15 protein-coding genes and 1 tRNA gene are annotated in these 15088 nt (G+C 64.0%); 5 read left to right on the forward strand and 11 right to left on the reverse strand.

All coding sequences use genetic code 11. The features are described 5' to 3' along the window. Positions 1–201: 201 nt before the first annotated feature. The 6 genes from ABIB95_RS07720 to ubiT form a co-directional block, all read right to left on the reverse strand. The gene (locus tag ABIB95_RS07720) at positions 202–516 is read right to left on the reverse strand and encodes a metal-sulfur cluster assembly factor (RefSeq protein WP_354238482.1); all 315 of its coding nucleotides are present in this window, start codon (positions 514–516) and stop codon (positions 202–204) included. Then, a complete protein-coding gene (locus tag ABIB95_RS07725; protein WP_354238484.1) occupies positions 513–1016 on the reverse strand; it encodes a DUF2249 domain-containing protein in 504 nt (167 codons plus the stop codon). The genes ABIB95_RS07720 and ABIB95_RS07725 overlap by 4 nt, the downstream gene beginning before the upstream one ends. 24 nt (positions 1017–1040) lie before the next feature. Beyond that, complete coding sequence (locus tag ABIB95_RS07730; RefSeq protein WP_354238486.1) at positions 1041–2354, reverse strand: hypothetical protein; 1314 nt, start codon at positions 2352–2354, stop codon at positions 1041–1043. A gap of 288 nt (positions 2355–2642) precedes the next feature. Next, positions 2643–3533, reverse strand: coding sequence for a ubiquinone anaerobic biosynthesis protein UbiV (gene ubiV / locus ABIB95_RS07735; RefSeq protein ID WP_354238488.1), 891 nt, complete (start codon positions 3531–3533; stop codon positions 2643–2645). A 41-nt stretch (positions 3534–3574) separates the two neighbouring features. Further along, positions 3575–4552: a ubiquinone anaerobic biosynthesis protein UbiU gene (gene ubiU / locus ABIB95_RS07740; RefSeq protein WP_354239083.1), complete on the reverse strand. Its 978-nt coding sequence runs from the start codon at positions 4550–4552 to the stop codon at positions 3575–3577. Further along, positions 4552–5091, reverse strand: coding sequence for a ubiquinone anaerobic biosynthesis accessory factor UbiT (gene ubiT / locus ABIB95_RS07745; protein ID WP_354238490.1), 540 nt, complete (start codon positions 5089–5091; stop codon positions 4552–4554). Before ubiT ends, ubiU begins: the two co-directional genes overlap by 1 nt. Before the next feature lie 103 nt (positions 5092–5194). Between ubiT and ABIB95_RS07750 the strand changes: the two genes are divergently transcribed. From ABIB95_RS07750 to ABIB95_RS07760, 3 genes are all read left to right on the forward strand, one after another. Continuing rightward, positions 5195–6715: a UbiD family decarboxylase gene (locus ABIB95_RS07750; protein ID WP_354238492.1), complete on the forward strand. Its 1521-nt coding sequence runs from the start codon at positions 5195–5197 to the stop codon at positions 6713–6715. Next, complete coding sequence (locus ABIB95_RS07755; RefSeq protein ID WP_354238494.1) at positions 6712–7305, forward strand: UbiX family flavin prenyltransferase; 594 nt, start codon at positions 6712–6714, stop codon at positions 7303–7305. Before ABIB95_RS07750 ends, ABIB95_RS07755 begins: the two co-directional genes overlap by 4 nt. Before the next feature lie 1000 nt (positions 7306–8305). Beyond that, positions 8306–9550, forward strand: a complete 1245-nt coding sequence (locus ABIB95_RS07760) for a hypothetical protein (RefSeq protein ID WP_354238496.1) — start codon at positions 8306–8308, stop codon at positions 9548–9550. A gap of 72 nt (positions 9551–9622) precedes the next feature. On the opposite strand, the gene ABIB95_RS07765 is transcribed toward ABIB95_RS07760, so the two are convergent. Together ABIB95_RS07765 and ABIB95_RS07770 are read right to left on the reverse strand one after the other, a co-directional pair. Next, positions 9623–9696: transfer RNA gene (locus tag ABIB95_RS07765), tRNA-Gly, on the reverse strand. A 331-nt stretch (positions 9697–10027) separates the two neighbouring features. Next, a complete protein-coding gene (locus ABIB95_RS07770) occupies positions 10028–12442 on the reverse strand; it encodes an ATP-binding protein (protein ID WP_354238498.1) in 2415 nt (804 codons plus the stop codon). 318 nt (positions 12443–12760) lie between these two features. Between ABIB95_RS07770 and ABIB95_RS07775 the strand changes: the two genes are divergently transcribed. Then, entirely contained in the window at positions 12761–13474 is a 714-nt protein-coding gene (locus ABIB95_RS07775; RefSeq protein ID WP_354238500.1) for a substrate-binding periplasmic protein, read from the forward strand. Positions 13475–13484: 10 nt separating this feature from the next. Here ABIB95_RS07775 and ABIB95_RS07780 read toward each other — a convergent pair whose 3' ends face one another. Together ABIB95_RS07780 and ABIB95_RS07785 are read right to left on the reverse strand one after the other, a co-directional pair. Then, positions 13485–13685, reverse strand: coding sequence for a hypothetical protein (locus ABIB95_RS07780; RefSeq protein ID WP_354238502.1), 201 nt, complete (start codon positions 13683–13685; stop codon positions 13485–13487). 26 nt (positions 13686–13711) lie between these two features. After that, positions 13712–13921 (reverse strand): hypothetical protein, encoded by a 210-nt coding sequence (locus ABIB95_RS07785; protein ID WP_354238504.1) that lies wholly within the window; start codon positions 13919–13921, stop codon positions 13712–13714. A 166-nt stretch (positions 13922–14087) separates the two neighbouring features. On the opposite strand from ABIB95_RS07785, the gene ABIB95_RS07790 reads away from it, so the two are divergent. Next, on the forward strand, positions 14088–14468 hold the full coding sequence (locus ABIB95_RS07790; protein ID WP_208087461.1) for a YciI family protein: 381 nt from the start codon (positions 14088–14090) through the stop codon (positions 14466–14468). A 5-nt stretch (positions 14469–14473) separates the two neighbouring features. Here the strand turns inward: ABIB95_RS07790 and ABIB95_RS07795 are convergent, their stop codons facing one another. Then, entirely contained in the window at positions 14474–15064 is a 591-nt protein-coding gene (locus ABIB95_RS07795; protein WP_354238507.1) for a TMEM175 family protein, read from the reverse strand. Between the last annotated feature and the right edge of the window lie 24 nt (positions 15065–15088).

A 15088-nucleotide genomic window follows, 5' to 3' on the forward strand; every position in this document is an offset into this window, starting at 1 on the left:
CCGTGCGATCTTTCCGCGAAAGGCGGACTTCTCTTGCTTCAGGGATCATCCATATCTTGAATCACGACTCACGTTCCAAGAAAAGTGGGTACTAGGCCGCTCATTCCACACTCCAGGGATATCTGCCGAACGTTGCCTCCCTTGTGGATTGGGAATGGCTCCACCGCCTTGTCTCAGGACAAACTTCGGCTTACCAGCGTCTCAATGAACGGGCGCGAAGCCGAGGCTTGTTTTCGCTTCGGCGGACATCATGGATGGATCCCAGGCCGGCTCGAACGTCATGAGGACGTCAACCGTCTGAATCCCGGGCACCTGTGAGGCGCTGCGTGCGACACCCTCCTTCAGGAAGCCCGAGGCCGGGCAGCCCGGCGTGGTGGCGGTCATCGTGATACGCACGGCGCCATCAGCCACGGAAATATCATAGACGAAGCCGAGATCGACGATATTCGCGCCAAGCTCGGGATCGATGACGACACGCAAGGCATCCTTGATTCGTGCGACGAGATCGCAGCTCATGACGGCGCCCTCACGGTCAATTCGTAGGTCACGCCATCAGGCAGAAACCCGCCGAGCCAGTTGTAGCCTCTCTTCTCGAGTTGCGGAAAAAGGAACACCGGCTCGCGGCCGAGGAACGCCGTCAGCGTTTCACCGGGCCCGAGCTTCTCGGCCGCGGCCAAAATCTTCACCATCGGCTCCGGCGGATCGAGCTCCCTGGTGTCGAGCCGGACCTTCGATTCCTGCCACTTATCGCTGGCCTGCGCCGTCGGCGCGAGAACGGAAGGGGGCGTGTCCATCGGCGTGAACAAGATCTGCCACTCGCCGCTCCCGATTTCCGTCGTAGAATGTGCAAAGCCCTTGTTGGCCATCACGTCGAACAAGGGCACGGGCTTGAAGGGGGCGTACAGCCGGATGCCGTGACCCGGCTGCACGCTTTCCACCGCGGCCATGATCATGGAGAAGGGTTCCCCGCCGGCCCGCAGGATGGGACGGACATCGACTTCGAGGTACTCGGTCATCTCTGTTTCCCCTTTTGAGTTTCCCTAGCTTCCGGAATGCAAGAGTCGCGGCAGTTTGGCGCCCTGGGGCAATCGCACGCGCGTGGTTACATCGGCAAGCCTTCGCACGCGCAGGAGTTCCTGCACGATGCCCGCTGTCGCCACCATCATGCCAAACGCCGCGACGCGAAACGCGGAATATTCACCTGCGAGCAGCAGGGCGGTGGCGACCCAGACAGACACAAAATAGCCCACGAACCATTTCGCCGCTCGGGGCTCGACCACGAGGTCCTGAACGCGAGGGGTCGGCACGCGGCCCATCACGGGACCGTACGTTTCGAGCCAGGTCAGGAACGCCACGATCTTGTAGAGCTTGGCAAGGACGAGTCCGGACAACCAGCCGAACGCGATCAGGAAGACGAATGCACCCACATTGGCGACAATGGATTTGCTCGCGGCAAGCGCGAGTCCCAACACGACCGAAGCCGCGAGGCTGGCCAACGCATACACGGCCATGGAGGTGTTCAACTCAAGCGTTCGTCGCTTGCGCTTCCGATAGAGTTCGACGACATCCCGGCCGTACAGAGCAACGGTCGCCACGCCACAAACAGCAGTCAGCGCCAGCACCAGGTCAAGACCGGCCTGCATCACGATCGCGACGAGTCCTCCGGCAACCGCAAGACCAAGCGTCCCTGCGCCGGCGAGCATGGTCGCACGGCTTCGCCGGTCATCCACGTCCGACGACAACATGAACATCGCGAGCAGGCGATAGCTGACGCCCATCGCGGTCAGCGTGAGCCAACCGCCGAGGCCTGCGATCGCGTGCAGGGGAACGCCGGCCTGCAGGACGGCATCAAGGGGCGTGCCGCCATAGCCCGCCAGCGCCAGGGCAAAGCAAACGCCGAGCGCGGCCGTGGCACCAAGAGCAGCGAGACCGATGAGGACGAAACGTGCCGCGAAAGCCAGCGGCCGGGCGCGCCACATGGTCAGGACCAGGTTCGCGGCAAGCAGGCCGAAACCTGAGACCAGCAGGGTCGCGCCGACCGGAAGCAGCCACAACCAGGGCGGAAGCCGCCCGCCGAGCGTCAGAAAGCCCAGCACAAGCGCGGTCAGCCCGGCGGCGAGCAGGCTGAGTGCGGGCAGCGCTCCGGCTTCCGAGAAAAGTGCCTTGCCGACCAGGACCGGCACGAACTGCAGGAGCGCGCCGCAGATACACATGCTGAGCCAGCCGATCGCGACGATGTGGACGAGGACGAGGGTTTCGGGAGCCGCGATGTCGGCCGCCGGAAAGCCGAAACCGGCGACCATCAGGGCCTCGGCCGTGAACAACCAGGCGATCGCGACCGCGAAGTAGCTCATGGTCCATCTGGATACGCTGCTGCCGATCATCGCCTAGCCGGTTGCTCTCTGCCACACAGGTCCGCGCACTCCCGCCCCCCTCAACGTGAGGAACGGCGGCCGCCCATGGGTCTGTTCCTGGAATTCTTGCGCACCAGGATAAGGAAGGGGAAGGCAGAGTCTCTTTGTCCGGACGCAAACTTCAGCGAGGTGTCCGGCGTCACGTCTCGGTGACTGCTCGACGCGGCCTTTAGCTCCCCCAGCGCACAAATTGCGCTCAGGCAGAGACCGTCTGCGTACCGCTCGCGATCATTGCACGAGATACGAGAATCCGGGCGATCCATGGAGAAATCCATTGGAGAACGGGACTTTCGGATAGAGCGCGGCGAGGCGCCGGCTGCCGCCTTCGGCGTCCTCGCGGCCGTCCAGCACGTCCCGAAAGGTTTCGGCGACCGCGACCATGTCGCAATCTTGCGGCGACAGGCGCAGCGAGCCGACCTCGGCCTTACGCAGCGCGCCGATGTCGCCGAGAAGATTCATACACGTGAATGACAGGGTCTGGACGCCGTTGATGGTCAGGAAATCCTGCCGCTCCAGCGTCTTCACGGCGAGGCCATCCGCGTCCTTCTCGCAGACGAAGCGGCAATTGTCCTTGGCGAGCTTATGCACGCGCGCGTGGTAGCAGCGCGCGGAGATCGCAAGCGGCACACGGCCGAATGCGAAGACCTCGATCGCGGCGTTTGGAAGCGCGGCCGCGATCGCCGCAACCGAGGACAGCGGCAATTCCGGAGGCAGACAGATGCGCGCGGCCCCGCGCGCAGCGTGAAAGGCCGCGGCCGCCTCATTGTAGATGTTAACGAAGGGCCCGATCGCATGTGGGCGGCCGGCCAAGGCCTTGAGACACGTCAGATCGTTCACCTCGACCAGGTCGTCGTTCACTGCGGCGAGCTCCTCCGTCTCGCGCCGCTCGCGCCGCTGCGACACCAGGATCAGGGAGCCCAGGAGCACCTGTTTGCCGGCGCTTTTCAATCGCTCGATGACGGAAGGCAGATGGTCCGCGAAGAAGGGCGAGCGTTTCGAGCAGACGATCTCACCGACCGAGACGACGTCGACCGGCGCCTCGTCGGCCATCCGGAAATAGAAGTCGCGCCAGCGTTCCGGCGCCCAGTTATAGAGGATTGGGCCGAGGCCGAGTTGCATCGGAATCTTCCTTACATGCAGTCGAACTGGTCATCACCAAGTTATCGCCAGGTCTTGCGATAGGCTCCCAGCGTGCTCGCCTGGCCTTCAGTGAACGGTTTCAGGCTGGCAATGTCGGCCTCGCGCCCGCTCGCGAGCGCGTCGAGCACCGCGCGGAAATGGCGCACCACGCTTTCGACATAAGCGCGCCCGCGCTGCCGTCCCTCGATCTTGAGCGCGGTGACGCCGGCATCGCTCAAACCCTTGAGCAGGGTCGTGGCATCCAGGCTGACTGGATCTTCAAAGATGTAGCCGGTACCCTGCTCCGTCGAAAAGCGCCCCTTGCACAGCGTCGGATAGCCGGCCGGCTCGCTGGGTTCGAACCGGTTGATGGTGAAGCCGCCCAGCCGCGACGTCGTCCCCTGCAGCGTCTGCTCGTAGGCCACGTGGCTTGCGGGCGAGCAGACGCCCTGCATGTTCGGTGACTTGCCGGTGGCATAGGAGGACAGCGAGCAGCGTCCTTCCGCCATCACACAGAGGCCGCCAAACACGAAGACCTCGGTCTCGCAAGCCGCCTCGCGCGCGATCTCCGCGATCTCCGGCACGCTGAGGACGCGGGGCAGCACCACGCGGCGGGCGCCAAAGGTCTCGACATAGAAGGCGATGGCGTCCGGGTTTGCGGCTGCCGCCTGCACCGAGACATGCAGACGCTGGTTTGGATGGCGCCTCGCCGTGTAGTCCATCAGGCCGATGTCGGCGAGGATCAACGCATCGGCGTCGGCGCTCACCGCATCGTCCACAGCGCGCTGCCACAGCTCGACACTGGAAGCACGCGGAAAGGTGTTGATGGCAACCAGCACCTTCGCGTCGCTTCTATGCGCGAGCGCGATCCCCTTGCGCAGCTCGTCGCGACTGAAATTCAAGCCCGGAAAGTTACGCGCATTGGTTTCGTCGTTGAATCCGCAATAGACCGCATCAGCGCCGGCATCGATGGCCCTCTTCAACGCGGCCGGGGTACCGGCGGGGCAGATCAGCTCCATCATTTGAACGGCCTCCGCGATCCGCCGATCAGGCTGTCGCGCGCCGCCTCCAGCACGCGCTTTGCAGTGCCACCCAGAGGGCCGAGCAACGAGGACAGCTCCGCCGCGAGATCGAGCTGCGCGTCGTCGATCGCATTGCGCAACGCGAGCACCGCCTCGATATCGCCCTCGATCACGAGCTCGCGCGAGAACATCAGTGCGTCACCGTCGACCTTACCTTCGAGCAGAGCCAGCAGATTGGCGAGCGAGGCGCAGATGCGCGCATCCAGGTCGCGCGACAGGTCGCGCACCACCGTAAGCCGTGGCGGCGGCGCCTCGACGACGAAGGCGAACGGCAGGTCGGTTGGCCTGATGCCGAACCGCGCTCGCGAATGCTCGCCAAGCCGATCGAAGATCGCGGGATTGCGCCGCCAGATCCGCTGCAGGAAGCCTGAGAGGACGAGCTGCAGTGGTAGCAGCGGCAAAGGACGCATCGCGACAGCGACAAGCGGCGGGATGACCGGCAAAGGGCCGGACGGCGCAACGGACGGATCATTCATGGGACCACATCTGGACGGATTGCACGCGGATGTATTTGAGCCGGAACAATGAAGGCAAAGATCATCCCGGCTAGCTCTACCTATTCTTGAGGAGTTCGTTCACTTGCATCGTGACGTCCCGCGCTTTCGAGAATTGTCCGACTTCCTGCGCTTCATCGAGAGCAAGGGGCAGTTGCGACGTATTCGCGAGAGAGTCTCGGTGGTCCATGAGATCACCGAAATCCACCGCCGGGTGCTTGGCGAGCACGGGCATGCACTATTGTTCGAGCAGCCGATCAAGGCTGACGGCACGCCGTCCGAGATGCCGCTTCTCACCAACGTCTTCGGCTCGGTCGAACGCATCGCGTGGGGTATGGGAATTACGCCGGATCGCCTCGATGAGCTCGGCACGCTGATGGCCGAACTGCGCGCGCCGCGCCCGCCGCACGGACTGCGGGATGCCTGGGACAAGCTTCCGCTGGCGCGCGCTGCGCTCGCGACCCGGCCCCGCACGCGCGCAGCCGCGCCGGTCCACGACTGCGTCGCCATGGGCGGCGACATCGACCTCGGCAGGCTGCCGGTGCAGATCTGCTGGCCGGGCGAACCCGCGCCGCTGATCACCTGGCCGCTGGTCATCACGGTGCCACCGGAATCGGCAGCCGCCGATCAGGAAGAGAATGTCGGCGTCTACCGTATCCAGGTGCTCGGCCGCGACCGCGCCATTATCCGCTGGCTCGCTCACCGCGGCGGCGCACGCCATCTCCGCGAGTGGAAAGCACTCGGCCGCGACATGCCGGTGGCGGTCGTCATCGGCGCCGATCCCGCGACCATCCTCGCTTCCGTGCTGCCGCTGCCCGAGACGATCTCCGAGCTGCGCTTCGCCGGAATCCTGCGCGGCGAGCGGCCAGACCTGACGCCATGCCTGACCGTGCCTCTCGCGGTCCCGGCCGCAGCCGAGATCGTGATCGAGGGTTTTGTTTCGGCAACCGAAACGGCGCCCGAGGGCCCCTACGGCGATCACACCGGCTACTACAACTCGGTCGATGACTTTCCGGTCATGCGCGTCACCGCCGTGACCGGCCGGCGCCAACCGATCTATCTCTCGACCTTTACCGGCCGCCCGCCGGACGAGCCATCGCGGATCGGCGAGGCGCTGAACCGACTGTTCGTGCCGCTGATCCGGCAGCAATTTCCCGAAGTGGTCGACTGTTTTCTGCCGCCGGAGGCCTGCTCATATCGCATCGCGATTGCGGCGATCAAGAAGCGCTATCCCGGCCAGGCGCGACGGCTGATGCTCGGCCTGTGGTCGATGCTCCCGCAGTTCAGCTATACGAAGTTGCTGATCGTGGTCGACGACGATATCGACATTCGCGACTGGCGCGCGGTGATGTGGGCGGTCTCGACTCGCAGTGACAGCTCGCGCGACCTGGTGACGCTGACCGACACGCCGATCGACTATCTCGACTTTGCTTCTCCAAAATCCGGACTCGGTGGCAAGCTCGGCATCGATGCCACCACAAAAATCCCGCCGGAGACAGAACGGCTCTGGGGCGAACCGCTCGCGATGGATCCCGACGTGATCGCGCGGGTCGATGCAATGTGGTCGCGCCTCGGCCTCACGGACGTCGCACGGGAATTGGCATGAGCGAGCGGCTGGGCGTCATCGTCGGCATCAGCGGGGCCTCAGGCGCTGCAATCGGCGCACGCATTGTCGAACGGCTCGCGGAAGATCCGCGTTGCGCCCTCCACCTCGTGATCTCGCCGGCAGCGGAGCGCACGCTTGCCGAGGAGGTGCACGCCAACGCGCCGGCGCGTCTGCGCGGCCTGGCCTTTCGTTGCCATGCTCACCATGACATCGGTAGCTGCATCGCCAGCGGCTCGTTTCCGACTCGCGGGATGATCGTGGCCCCCTGCTCGATCCGTACGCTCTCCGCCATCGCCTGGGGGCAACTCGACAATCTGCTGGTACGCGCTGCCGACGTGCAGCTGAAGGAGCGGCGCCGCTTGGTGCTCCTGGCGCGTGAAAGCCCGCTGCATCTCGGCCATCTTCGCACGATGGCGCAGGTGACTGAAAGCGGTGCAATCGTCGCGCCACCGCTACCGGCGTTCTATCTCAAGCCGCGGTCTCTGGCTGAGGTGGTCGACCAGATCGCCTGCCGCGCCATCAATCTCTTGGACCTGCCCGGAGTGTCGGCGCCGGCGCAGGCATGGGCCGGCGAGACGGCCCGCGCATGACCGGCGCCGCTCCAGGGCCGCTCAGCTCAGCCGTCACCGCCCGCGCGGCCGGTACGCGCTGGGAGAAGGCCTCACACGCCCGCCTTCCGGCGGATGCTGCGCTGAAAGTTCCTATCGTGAAGAACGCGCCCCCATTGACGGCCAATCCTTCGCAGCGAGTCGAGCCGATCTCACCTCCGCGTGGCAATATCACTAGTCGATCTGTGCGGCTTGACGCTCGAGCGCCAGCGCCGCCTCGGATCGTCACTATCGAACGTACAAGATCGCAGGACATCGCAGTTTGACGCGTGAAATCCGCGGCCCTTGGAAGCGGGGGAGCGACTCGAACCCCCGACGCCATTTTTGTCTTCGCCGCAAATGGCCGCGACGACGGTAAGCCGAACAGAGATCTCGTTGGTGACAAGCATCATTAGCCCTTAAGGCTCGCTCGCTCACCACCCGCATCACTCCAAAGAGCGACCGCCCACGCTTGCTCACGAACGATTCTTCTTGATCTCCCGGCGCACACGTCGTGCACACGCGACCCTCTAACCAACTGAAAGAATTAAACTCTCGCTCCAATCCATCATTGGGAAGCTTAGGCGAGCTTCAGCCATGCAACAGCGACCAGGTCCAACCTCACTTCACCGCTTTTACTATCTCAACGAAATATGATCGTTAGCCTCTCCTGCGATTGCTCTTGCTTACTTCGAATCTAGAACCCTTCAGGTGCCCCACCATGCACCAAGCTTCTTCTACTTTCAGTGGAGCGATCACTGCGGGTCATGATTGAATGAACTACCAACTGCGCCTTCGCTTCCGCACCCACCGGCTTGGATGTCGAGAGTCCGATTTACTGAATCAGACATTAAGCGCGCTGTTAGAAGTGTCCTCGACAGTGGTGGCAAAGTCGCGCGCGTCGAGATTGGGCCTGACGGACGCATTTCTGTGTTGATACGGGAAGAAAGATCGATTCCAATAGATCCTGAGGACGATCCGGAGGTGTCCAGGAGTTGCTGTGATGAGGATGGGACGCTCGGCGCTGCCGCTGCCTCGCTACACGAGGCGCAAACGCCTTCAGAAAGGGAGCCTTGCGTATTTTTTCGACGTGCCAACGTGGGCACGCAAGAAAGGATGTCCAGTCAAGAACGAACCGCTTGGCACCGATTACGAGCTGGCCGTGCAGCGCGCCGAGAAAATCTTGCTGCCTGCGTTCGACAGCTGGCTGACGGGTGGCGATGATACGAATCCCGTGGGCATTGGAGTGGTGATCGGAACGCCGGACTGGATGTTTCACGAGTATCGTCGGACGTGGAAACAGAAGACTGCGAAGCGTTTGCAGCCTTTGAGTCCTGGTCAATGTCGCGTGCATGAAACCGGCATCAAGATGATCTGCGAATATCTGTTGCAGGACGGCAGGCGTCTAGGCACGCGGCGGGTGTCGAGCATCGACACCGCGTTTGCGGACAATCTGTTTGAGAAGCTGCTCTACAAAAACGTCGACGGCGAGCAAATAGAGCGCCGCACTACCGTAAACCACGCCATGAAAACCGCGCGCGGCGCGTGGAACACGATCTCAAGGGCGCACCCTCACATGTTTCCGCCGAGAAACCCGTTCGAGAAGATGGGCCTGCAATCGACATCGCGCGAAACGCCGCATGCGAACTTTGCCGAGCTGGCGGCGTTCCGCGCCACAGCCATCGAGATGGGCTATCCGTCGTTGGCAACCGGAGTTCTGATCGGCTGGGAATGGCTTCAGCGCAAGGCTCACATCTTCATCCGGTTCATGGCCGAACACTACCGTCCGGACAGCCGTCCAAACCACGTCTATGTCATCAACTACAAGACCAGCACGGGCTCATGGGAACCGCTGTTCGATAAGAAGGACAAGCCGCTCTATCCCCTGCTGATGGCTGAGCTGGATGCCATGAAGGCGCTGCGCCCCACGAGCGGTCTCATGCTTCGTCGTGACGGCAGTGGCCTGCCCTGGAGCGGCAAGGGCGAGATGCTGACTGAGGTCGAGCGCATTTCGAAGAAGATCATTCTGGCCGCGGGTTTGCGTCCTGAGCTGACCTTCACGTCGTTTGGCCGGCATGGCGGGACCACCGAGGCGAGCACGTCCGGCCTCACAGAAACGCAGCTGATGAAGAAGGGCCAATGGTCATCGACCAAAGCGATGGCGCACTACCTTCACCATGACGACGAGGCCAAGCAGGACGCACAGATGAAGCGCATCAAGCGGCGCAAGCAGGCGGCCAGAAAGTGAACATTTGTCGGAATGGATTCAGCCGTCTTGTCGGAATGGAAATCAAGAATTCCGATAAGTGATTGAAAAGACTGGAGCGGGTGAAGGGAATCGAACCCTCGTATTCAGCTTGGAAGGCTGCTGCTCTACCATTGAGCTACACCCGCATCACTGGCTCCCTAACACGACCGGGCGGCAGTCTCAACTGCTCCGGACCGGACTTTCCCGCCTTGCGGACAGGCTAGTTCCCGCCCCGGGGCGCCCCTTAACGGCGGCGGGATTTCGTCCTATATTCAGAGTCCCGAAACCAAACGAAAGGAGGTGATCCAGTGTCTTATCTCAAGCGCTGTCACCTCGCTGGGATCGCCCGCTAGGCTTTGACGAAAGGCCTGGCATCGGGGCGCTCTCAGCCCTGGACCAGCGAGCAAGAAATCGGGCGCGACGGGGTCTCTCCGCCGCGCCTTTTTCGTGGGTGGCGTCTGCATGGATGAGCTCCGCTCAGGCCGGCGGCTCGCCTGCAAGCACCTCGCGGATCTTCTGCGAAAGCTCCGATTTCCGGTACGGCTTCCTGAGCAGCGCCAGGCCGGGATCGAGATGTCCTTCGTGGACGATGGTGTCGTCGGTGTAGCCGGAGGTGTAGAGCACGCTCGCCCCCGGCCGGCGGAGCCGGACGGCTTCGGCCAATTCCCGTCCGTTCATGCCGCCGGGCATGATGATGTCCGTGAACAGGAGATCGAATTTGACGCCTTGGTCGACCAGCGCAAGCGCAGCTGCGCCGTCGCTAGCGGCGAGCGTGCGATAGCCGAGGGTGCCGAGCTGGGCGATGACATAGCCCTGCACCAGCGGATCGTCCTCGACCACGAGGATCGTCTCGTGCCCGCGTGCCGACGCGGGCGGCTGAACCGGCGCCGTCCTGGCCGGCGCCTCGCCCTTCGACCGCGGCAGGAACAGCCGCATCACCGTGCCGCGCCCCTCCTCGCTCTCGATGACGACGGTGCCGCCGGTCTGGCGGGCAAAGCCGTAGACCATACTCAACCCAAGCCCGGTGCCACGGCCGACGCCCTTGGTGGTGAAGAACGGCTCGAACACGCGCTCGCGGATGTCAACCGGGATACCGTGACCGGTGTCGGCCACCGCGATCATCACGAAGGCGCCGCGCATGACGTCGCCGTCGCCGGCACCGCTGGTGCCGTCGAGCTCGCGGTTCGCGGTCTCCAGCGTGAGCCGGCCGCCGCCCGGCATCGCGTCACGCGCATTGACGGCGAGATTGACGATCGCGGACGAGAGCTGCGACGGATCTGCCATGGCGGACCAGGCGTCGTCCGCGAGCCGGGTCACGATCTCGATATGCTCGCCGAGGATCGGCTTGAGCAGCTTCGCCGTTTCGACCACGAGTGCGTTGACGTCGATGTCGCAGGGCTCCAGCGGCTGGCGGCGCGCGAAGGTCAGCAGCTGCGAGGTGATCTCGGCGCCGCGCGCCGCCGCATCGTCGATCAGTTGTGCGATCGCGGCGAACTCGGGCTTGTCGGCAAGCCCTTCCTGGATGATCTCGATGGTGCCGGTGATGACCGTGAGCACGTTGTTGAAGTCGTGAGCGACGCCGCCGGTGAGCTGACCGATCGCGTCCATCTTCTGGGATTGGCGCAGCCGCTCCTCGGCCTCGTGCTGCGCCGTGAGGTCGGTGGCCGACCCGCGATAACCCATGAAGCGTCCGTCCGCGGCGAAGATCGGCTGGCCGTTGACGTTGAAATGATGCATGCGGCCGACCACGTCGCGCCCGCGATACTCGAACTTCCGGAACGGCTCGTGGCGGTCCAGCGTCGCCACGTGCGCGCGCCATTTCTCAGGCTCGGCGTCGCGGTCGGACGCGGCATCTGTGCGGTGCTTGCCGACCAGCGCCTTGTTGTCCATGCCGAAGGCGCCGGCCCGGTCGGATACGTAGGTGAACCGATGATCCGGTCCGGTCTCCCAGAACCAGTCGGACGCGGTCTCGGCATAGTCGCGGAAACGCTCTTCACTGGCACGCGCGTCCTCTTCGGCGCGCCGGCGGATATTCAGGTCGCGCTCGAGATTTGCGTTGGCCTCGCGCAGCTCGCCATAGGCGCGCCCGAGATTCGCGCACATCGCGTTGAAGGCGTCGATCACCTTGTCCAGCTCGTCGGGATCGCGGGGCGGCCGGCGCTCGAGGTGCAAAGGCGGCGGCGGCCGCGACAGGCTGTATTGGCCGACGAACTCGGCGATGGCGACCAGATGCCGCGTCACCAGCAGATGGAACATGTAGATGATGAACAGCGAGACGACAAAGGTCTTCGCGGCCTGGCTTGCCAGGATGACCAGGGCCCGGTTCAGCAATTGCTGATAGACCTCGGCCAGCGTCGCCTCGACATGGAGCACGCCGATCGGGCGTGACGTCCCCTGGACGCTGTAGTTCAGCGGATAGTCGCGTGTCACGGCTGAGCGGGTGCTCGGCTCGCCGACCGCGACACGGATCGGATTGGGACGATCGGCGACCTCGCGCACCTCAGCGGCACGGATGTCGGGCAGCCGCAGGATGCCGTCGAGCTGGAGCTTGAGCTGGTTCTGGTCGAGATTCCACAGGCTCTCGCCGAGGCTGCCGGTCGTGCTGCGGCCGATCTCGTCGAGCCGCGTCTCGATGACGCCGACCTCGCGGTCGTAGTCGAGGTAGAGTTGAAGGGCGGTCAGCATCAGCGTGACGATCGAGGAGAACAGCAGCACGGCGGCCAGCAGGCGCGGCCCGACGCCGCTGCGCGACCAGTTGAAGATCCGCGACAGCAGCGCTCCGATCATCCCTGGCGCGAATGCAGCGCCGATCCCGCTCAAATCCTGCTTCGCGGCCGCCGGGGGACCGGCGCGACTGCTGCGCTTGGAGTCCTCGTCGCCTGCGTTGGCCATGCACCACGTCCCCGGAATGGCGGCACCCTGCTCCGGACGGCGGGTCGCAGCCGCGAGCAATTCGACAGTTGAAATTCTCTCATCACGCGACCTGCGTGGCGATCCTGCCGGCCCATGGGCGGCTTGGCGGGGTCTTGTCTTGCGCCCAGCAGCAGGATTCTCGCGCAAACTATCACTTCGCGTACTGGAATGACATTGGCTAAAGTCCGCAGTCGCCTGCAAGACAAGCGAGCGGTGCGGCCGCCACGCGGGTGCCACCCAGGTGGATCGCGGCCATCCGAATCCAATGGTAGCCATGCAGGGCAAAGGAGACGCGTCATGTGGCGGATCATCGTCGCCTGCCTGTCATTGCTCGCCGCCGGTCCGTCGCACGCGCAGGAGCTGATCCGGCTGGCGCGGATCGCCGACATCCCCGATCAATATGTCGGCGGCGAGATGCTGCGGGCCGTCTACGCCAAGCTGAATATCAAGCTGGCGTTCGAGGACGTCCCCGGCAAGCGCGCGCTGGCGCTGTCGAGCGCCGGCGAGGTCGATGGCGAGATCCAGCGGATCGGAACACTCTCCAGCGACTACCCGACGCTGATTCAGGTCACGCCGGCGATCAACTACATCGAGCCGGCGGTCTTCGCGACGAAACTCCGTTTCGACGTCGCCGGCTGGAATTCGATCAGGGAGTACAGCATCGGAATCGTCCGCGGCGTCGGCTCCTCGGAGGCCGGGACGCGCGGCATGGCCCGCGTCACCGCGACCACCAGCCTCGAGAACATGATCAGGATGCTCGACGCCGACCGTTTCGAGGTGATGGTCACCGACCTCTTCAGCGGGCTCGTCGCGGTGAGGAAACTCAATCTGCAGGCCAGGATTGTCCCGCTCTCGCCACCGCTGGAGCGCATCCACATCTACCATTATTTGCACGAACGCCATCGCGATCTGGTGCCGAAGGTCGGCAAGGTGATCGCGCAGATGGAAGCGAGCGGCGAGCTGGCAACGCTGCGCGAGGCGCTGGTCAAACAGGTCCTGAGTGCGCCGTGACGGCGCCGGGTCAGCTCGCGCGAAGCCGCTCACGCAGGGCAACGGCGGCAATCAACACGCCGACGCACCAGGCCATGACCGCCCGATGAGGCTCGTCGCCGAGCACCACGGTGATGATGCTCGTCAGCAGGCACGGCGCGATTGCCTTTCGCGTCCGGCTCATCAGCGCAAGCAGGAACGGCGCCGCGATCGATATTTGCAGGAGGTCCATGTTGCAAGACAGTGTCGCCGAAGGCTTCAGAAGCCACACACATTGAGCGCGCGCGGGTGTTTTCCGCGGCGGCTTTCGACGATCCGCTCGCCGCCGTTCTCGGCCGAGCTGCCGTAATAGCGGTGGTGGCCGGACTGGTCGTGCAAATCCGCGGCTTCCGACTTTCCCGCCCGACGCGCGTCGCAGATGATCTTTATGGTCGACATGGCCGCCTCCGAAGTGTTCTTGGTGGCCATCAGTCGCCTCGGCTTTGGGCAGCGTTCACCTCCGAGGGCGGCAATCGGGTTTCAGGACGGTTTCGTCGCAACTTGCGCGACGCAATATGTTAGTCTCCGGGATTGTCGGTATCGACCGCGCTCATACATGCTTCGGACTGCGAGCTCAAAAACAAACGAGGTGATGATGCTTTACGCCATCCTGGCCTATCATGTGGAAGACGAGATTTTGTCCTGGACGCCCGAGCAGGACGCCGCGGTCGTGGCCAAAGTCATCGAGGTTCAGGCACCCTTGAGGGCAAGCGGACACCTTGGGCCGGCCGCTCGTCTGGATGAGACCCGAAAGGCGCACACCTTGCGCGGCCCCGGCGCGGGCATGGTGCTGGACGGCCCGTTTGCCGAGACCAAGGAGCAGCTTCTCGGCTTCCACCTCGTCGACTACGATACCGATGAGGAAGCGATCGCGGCGGCGCGGAAGCTGCGCGAGATCAACCCGTCGGCGGTCTACGAAATCCGTCCGGTCAAGCTTTACGTGCCGGCCGACGGGTTCGGCGCGACAAAGGGATGAGCCGCTCACGCCTCTGGTTCGGCCCGCCCGACGTAGAAGCGCTGGATCAGCAGCCCGCCAAAGGCGATGAACCACACGTAGGGCGCGACGTGCGGCGCGAAGGCCGCAACGATCGTGCCCGGAATGAACACCAGCAGCGGAAACATCGAGGCCATGATCTCGTGGCGCCAGCCGCCCAAAATCGTCCACCACAGCCAGGCATTGAGGCCGGCGATCGCGGTCAGATGCAGACCGTAGAGCACGGCCACCGCGCTGCTCATGCTGTAGTTGATGTAGAGGCCGTTGGTCACCGGCAGCAGCACGATTGACAACAGGAAGAACAGGTTGAGGATCACCATGCCGCGGCTGCCCACGGGCTGGCGCGCGAGCCGGCGGTGGTGGCTGATCCAGAACACGCCGGCGATGATGAAGCTGAGCGCGAGACCGGCGAGCTTGCCGGAATAGACATGGGCGAGATCGCTCCAGCTTGGGGCACTGGTGAACACCGCGGCCTTGGGCAGGTCGTAGGCGAGTAGCGTCATGGCGACACCAAAGATGGTGTTGCTGAGCGACTCCAGCCGCCGCATCTCGAACTGGTCGGGCTTGAGCTCGGTCATGCCGGTTGCGCGCTTCTCGGGCTG

Source organism: Bradyrhizobium sp. LA2.1 (assembly GCF_040547725.1).
In the GTDB taxonomy this organism is placed as follows: domain Bacteria; phylum Pseudomonadota; class Alphaproteobacteria; order Rhizobiales; family Xanthobacteraceae; genus Bradyrhizobium; species Bradyrhizobium barranii.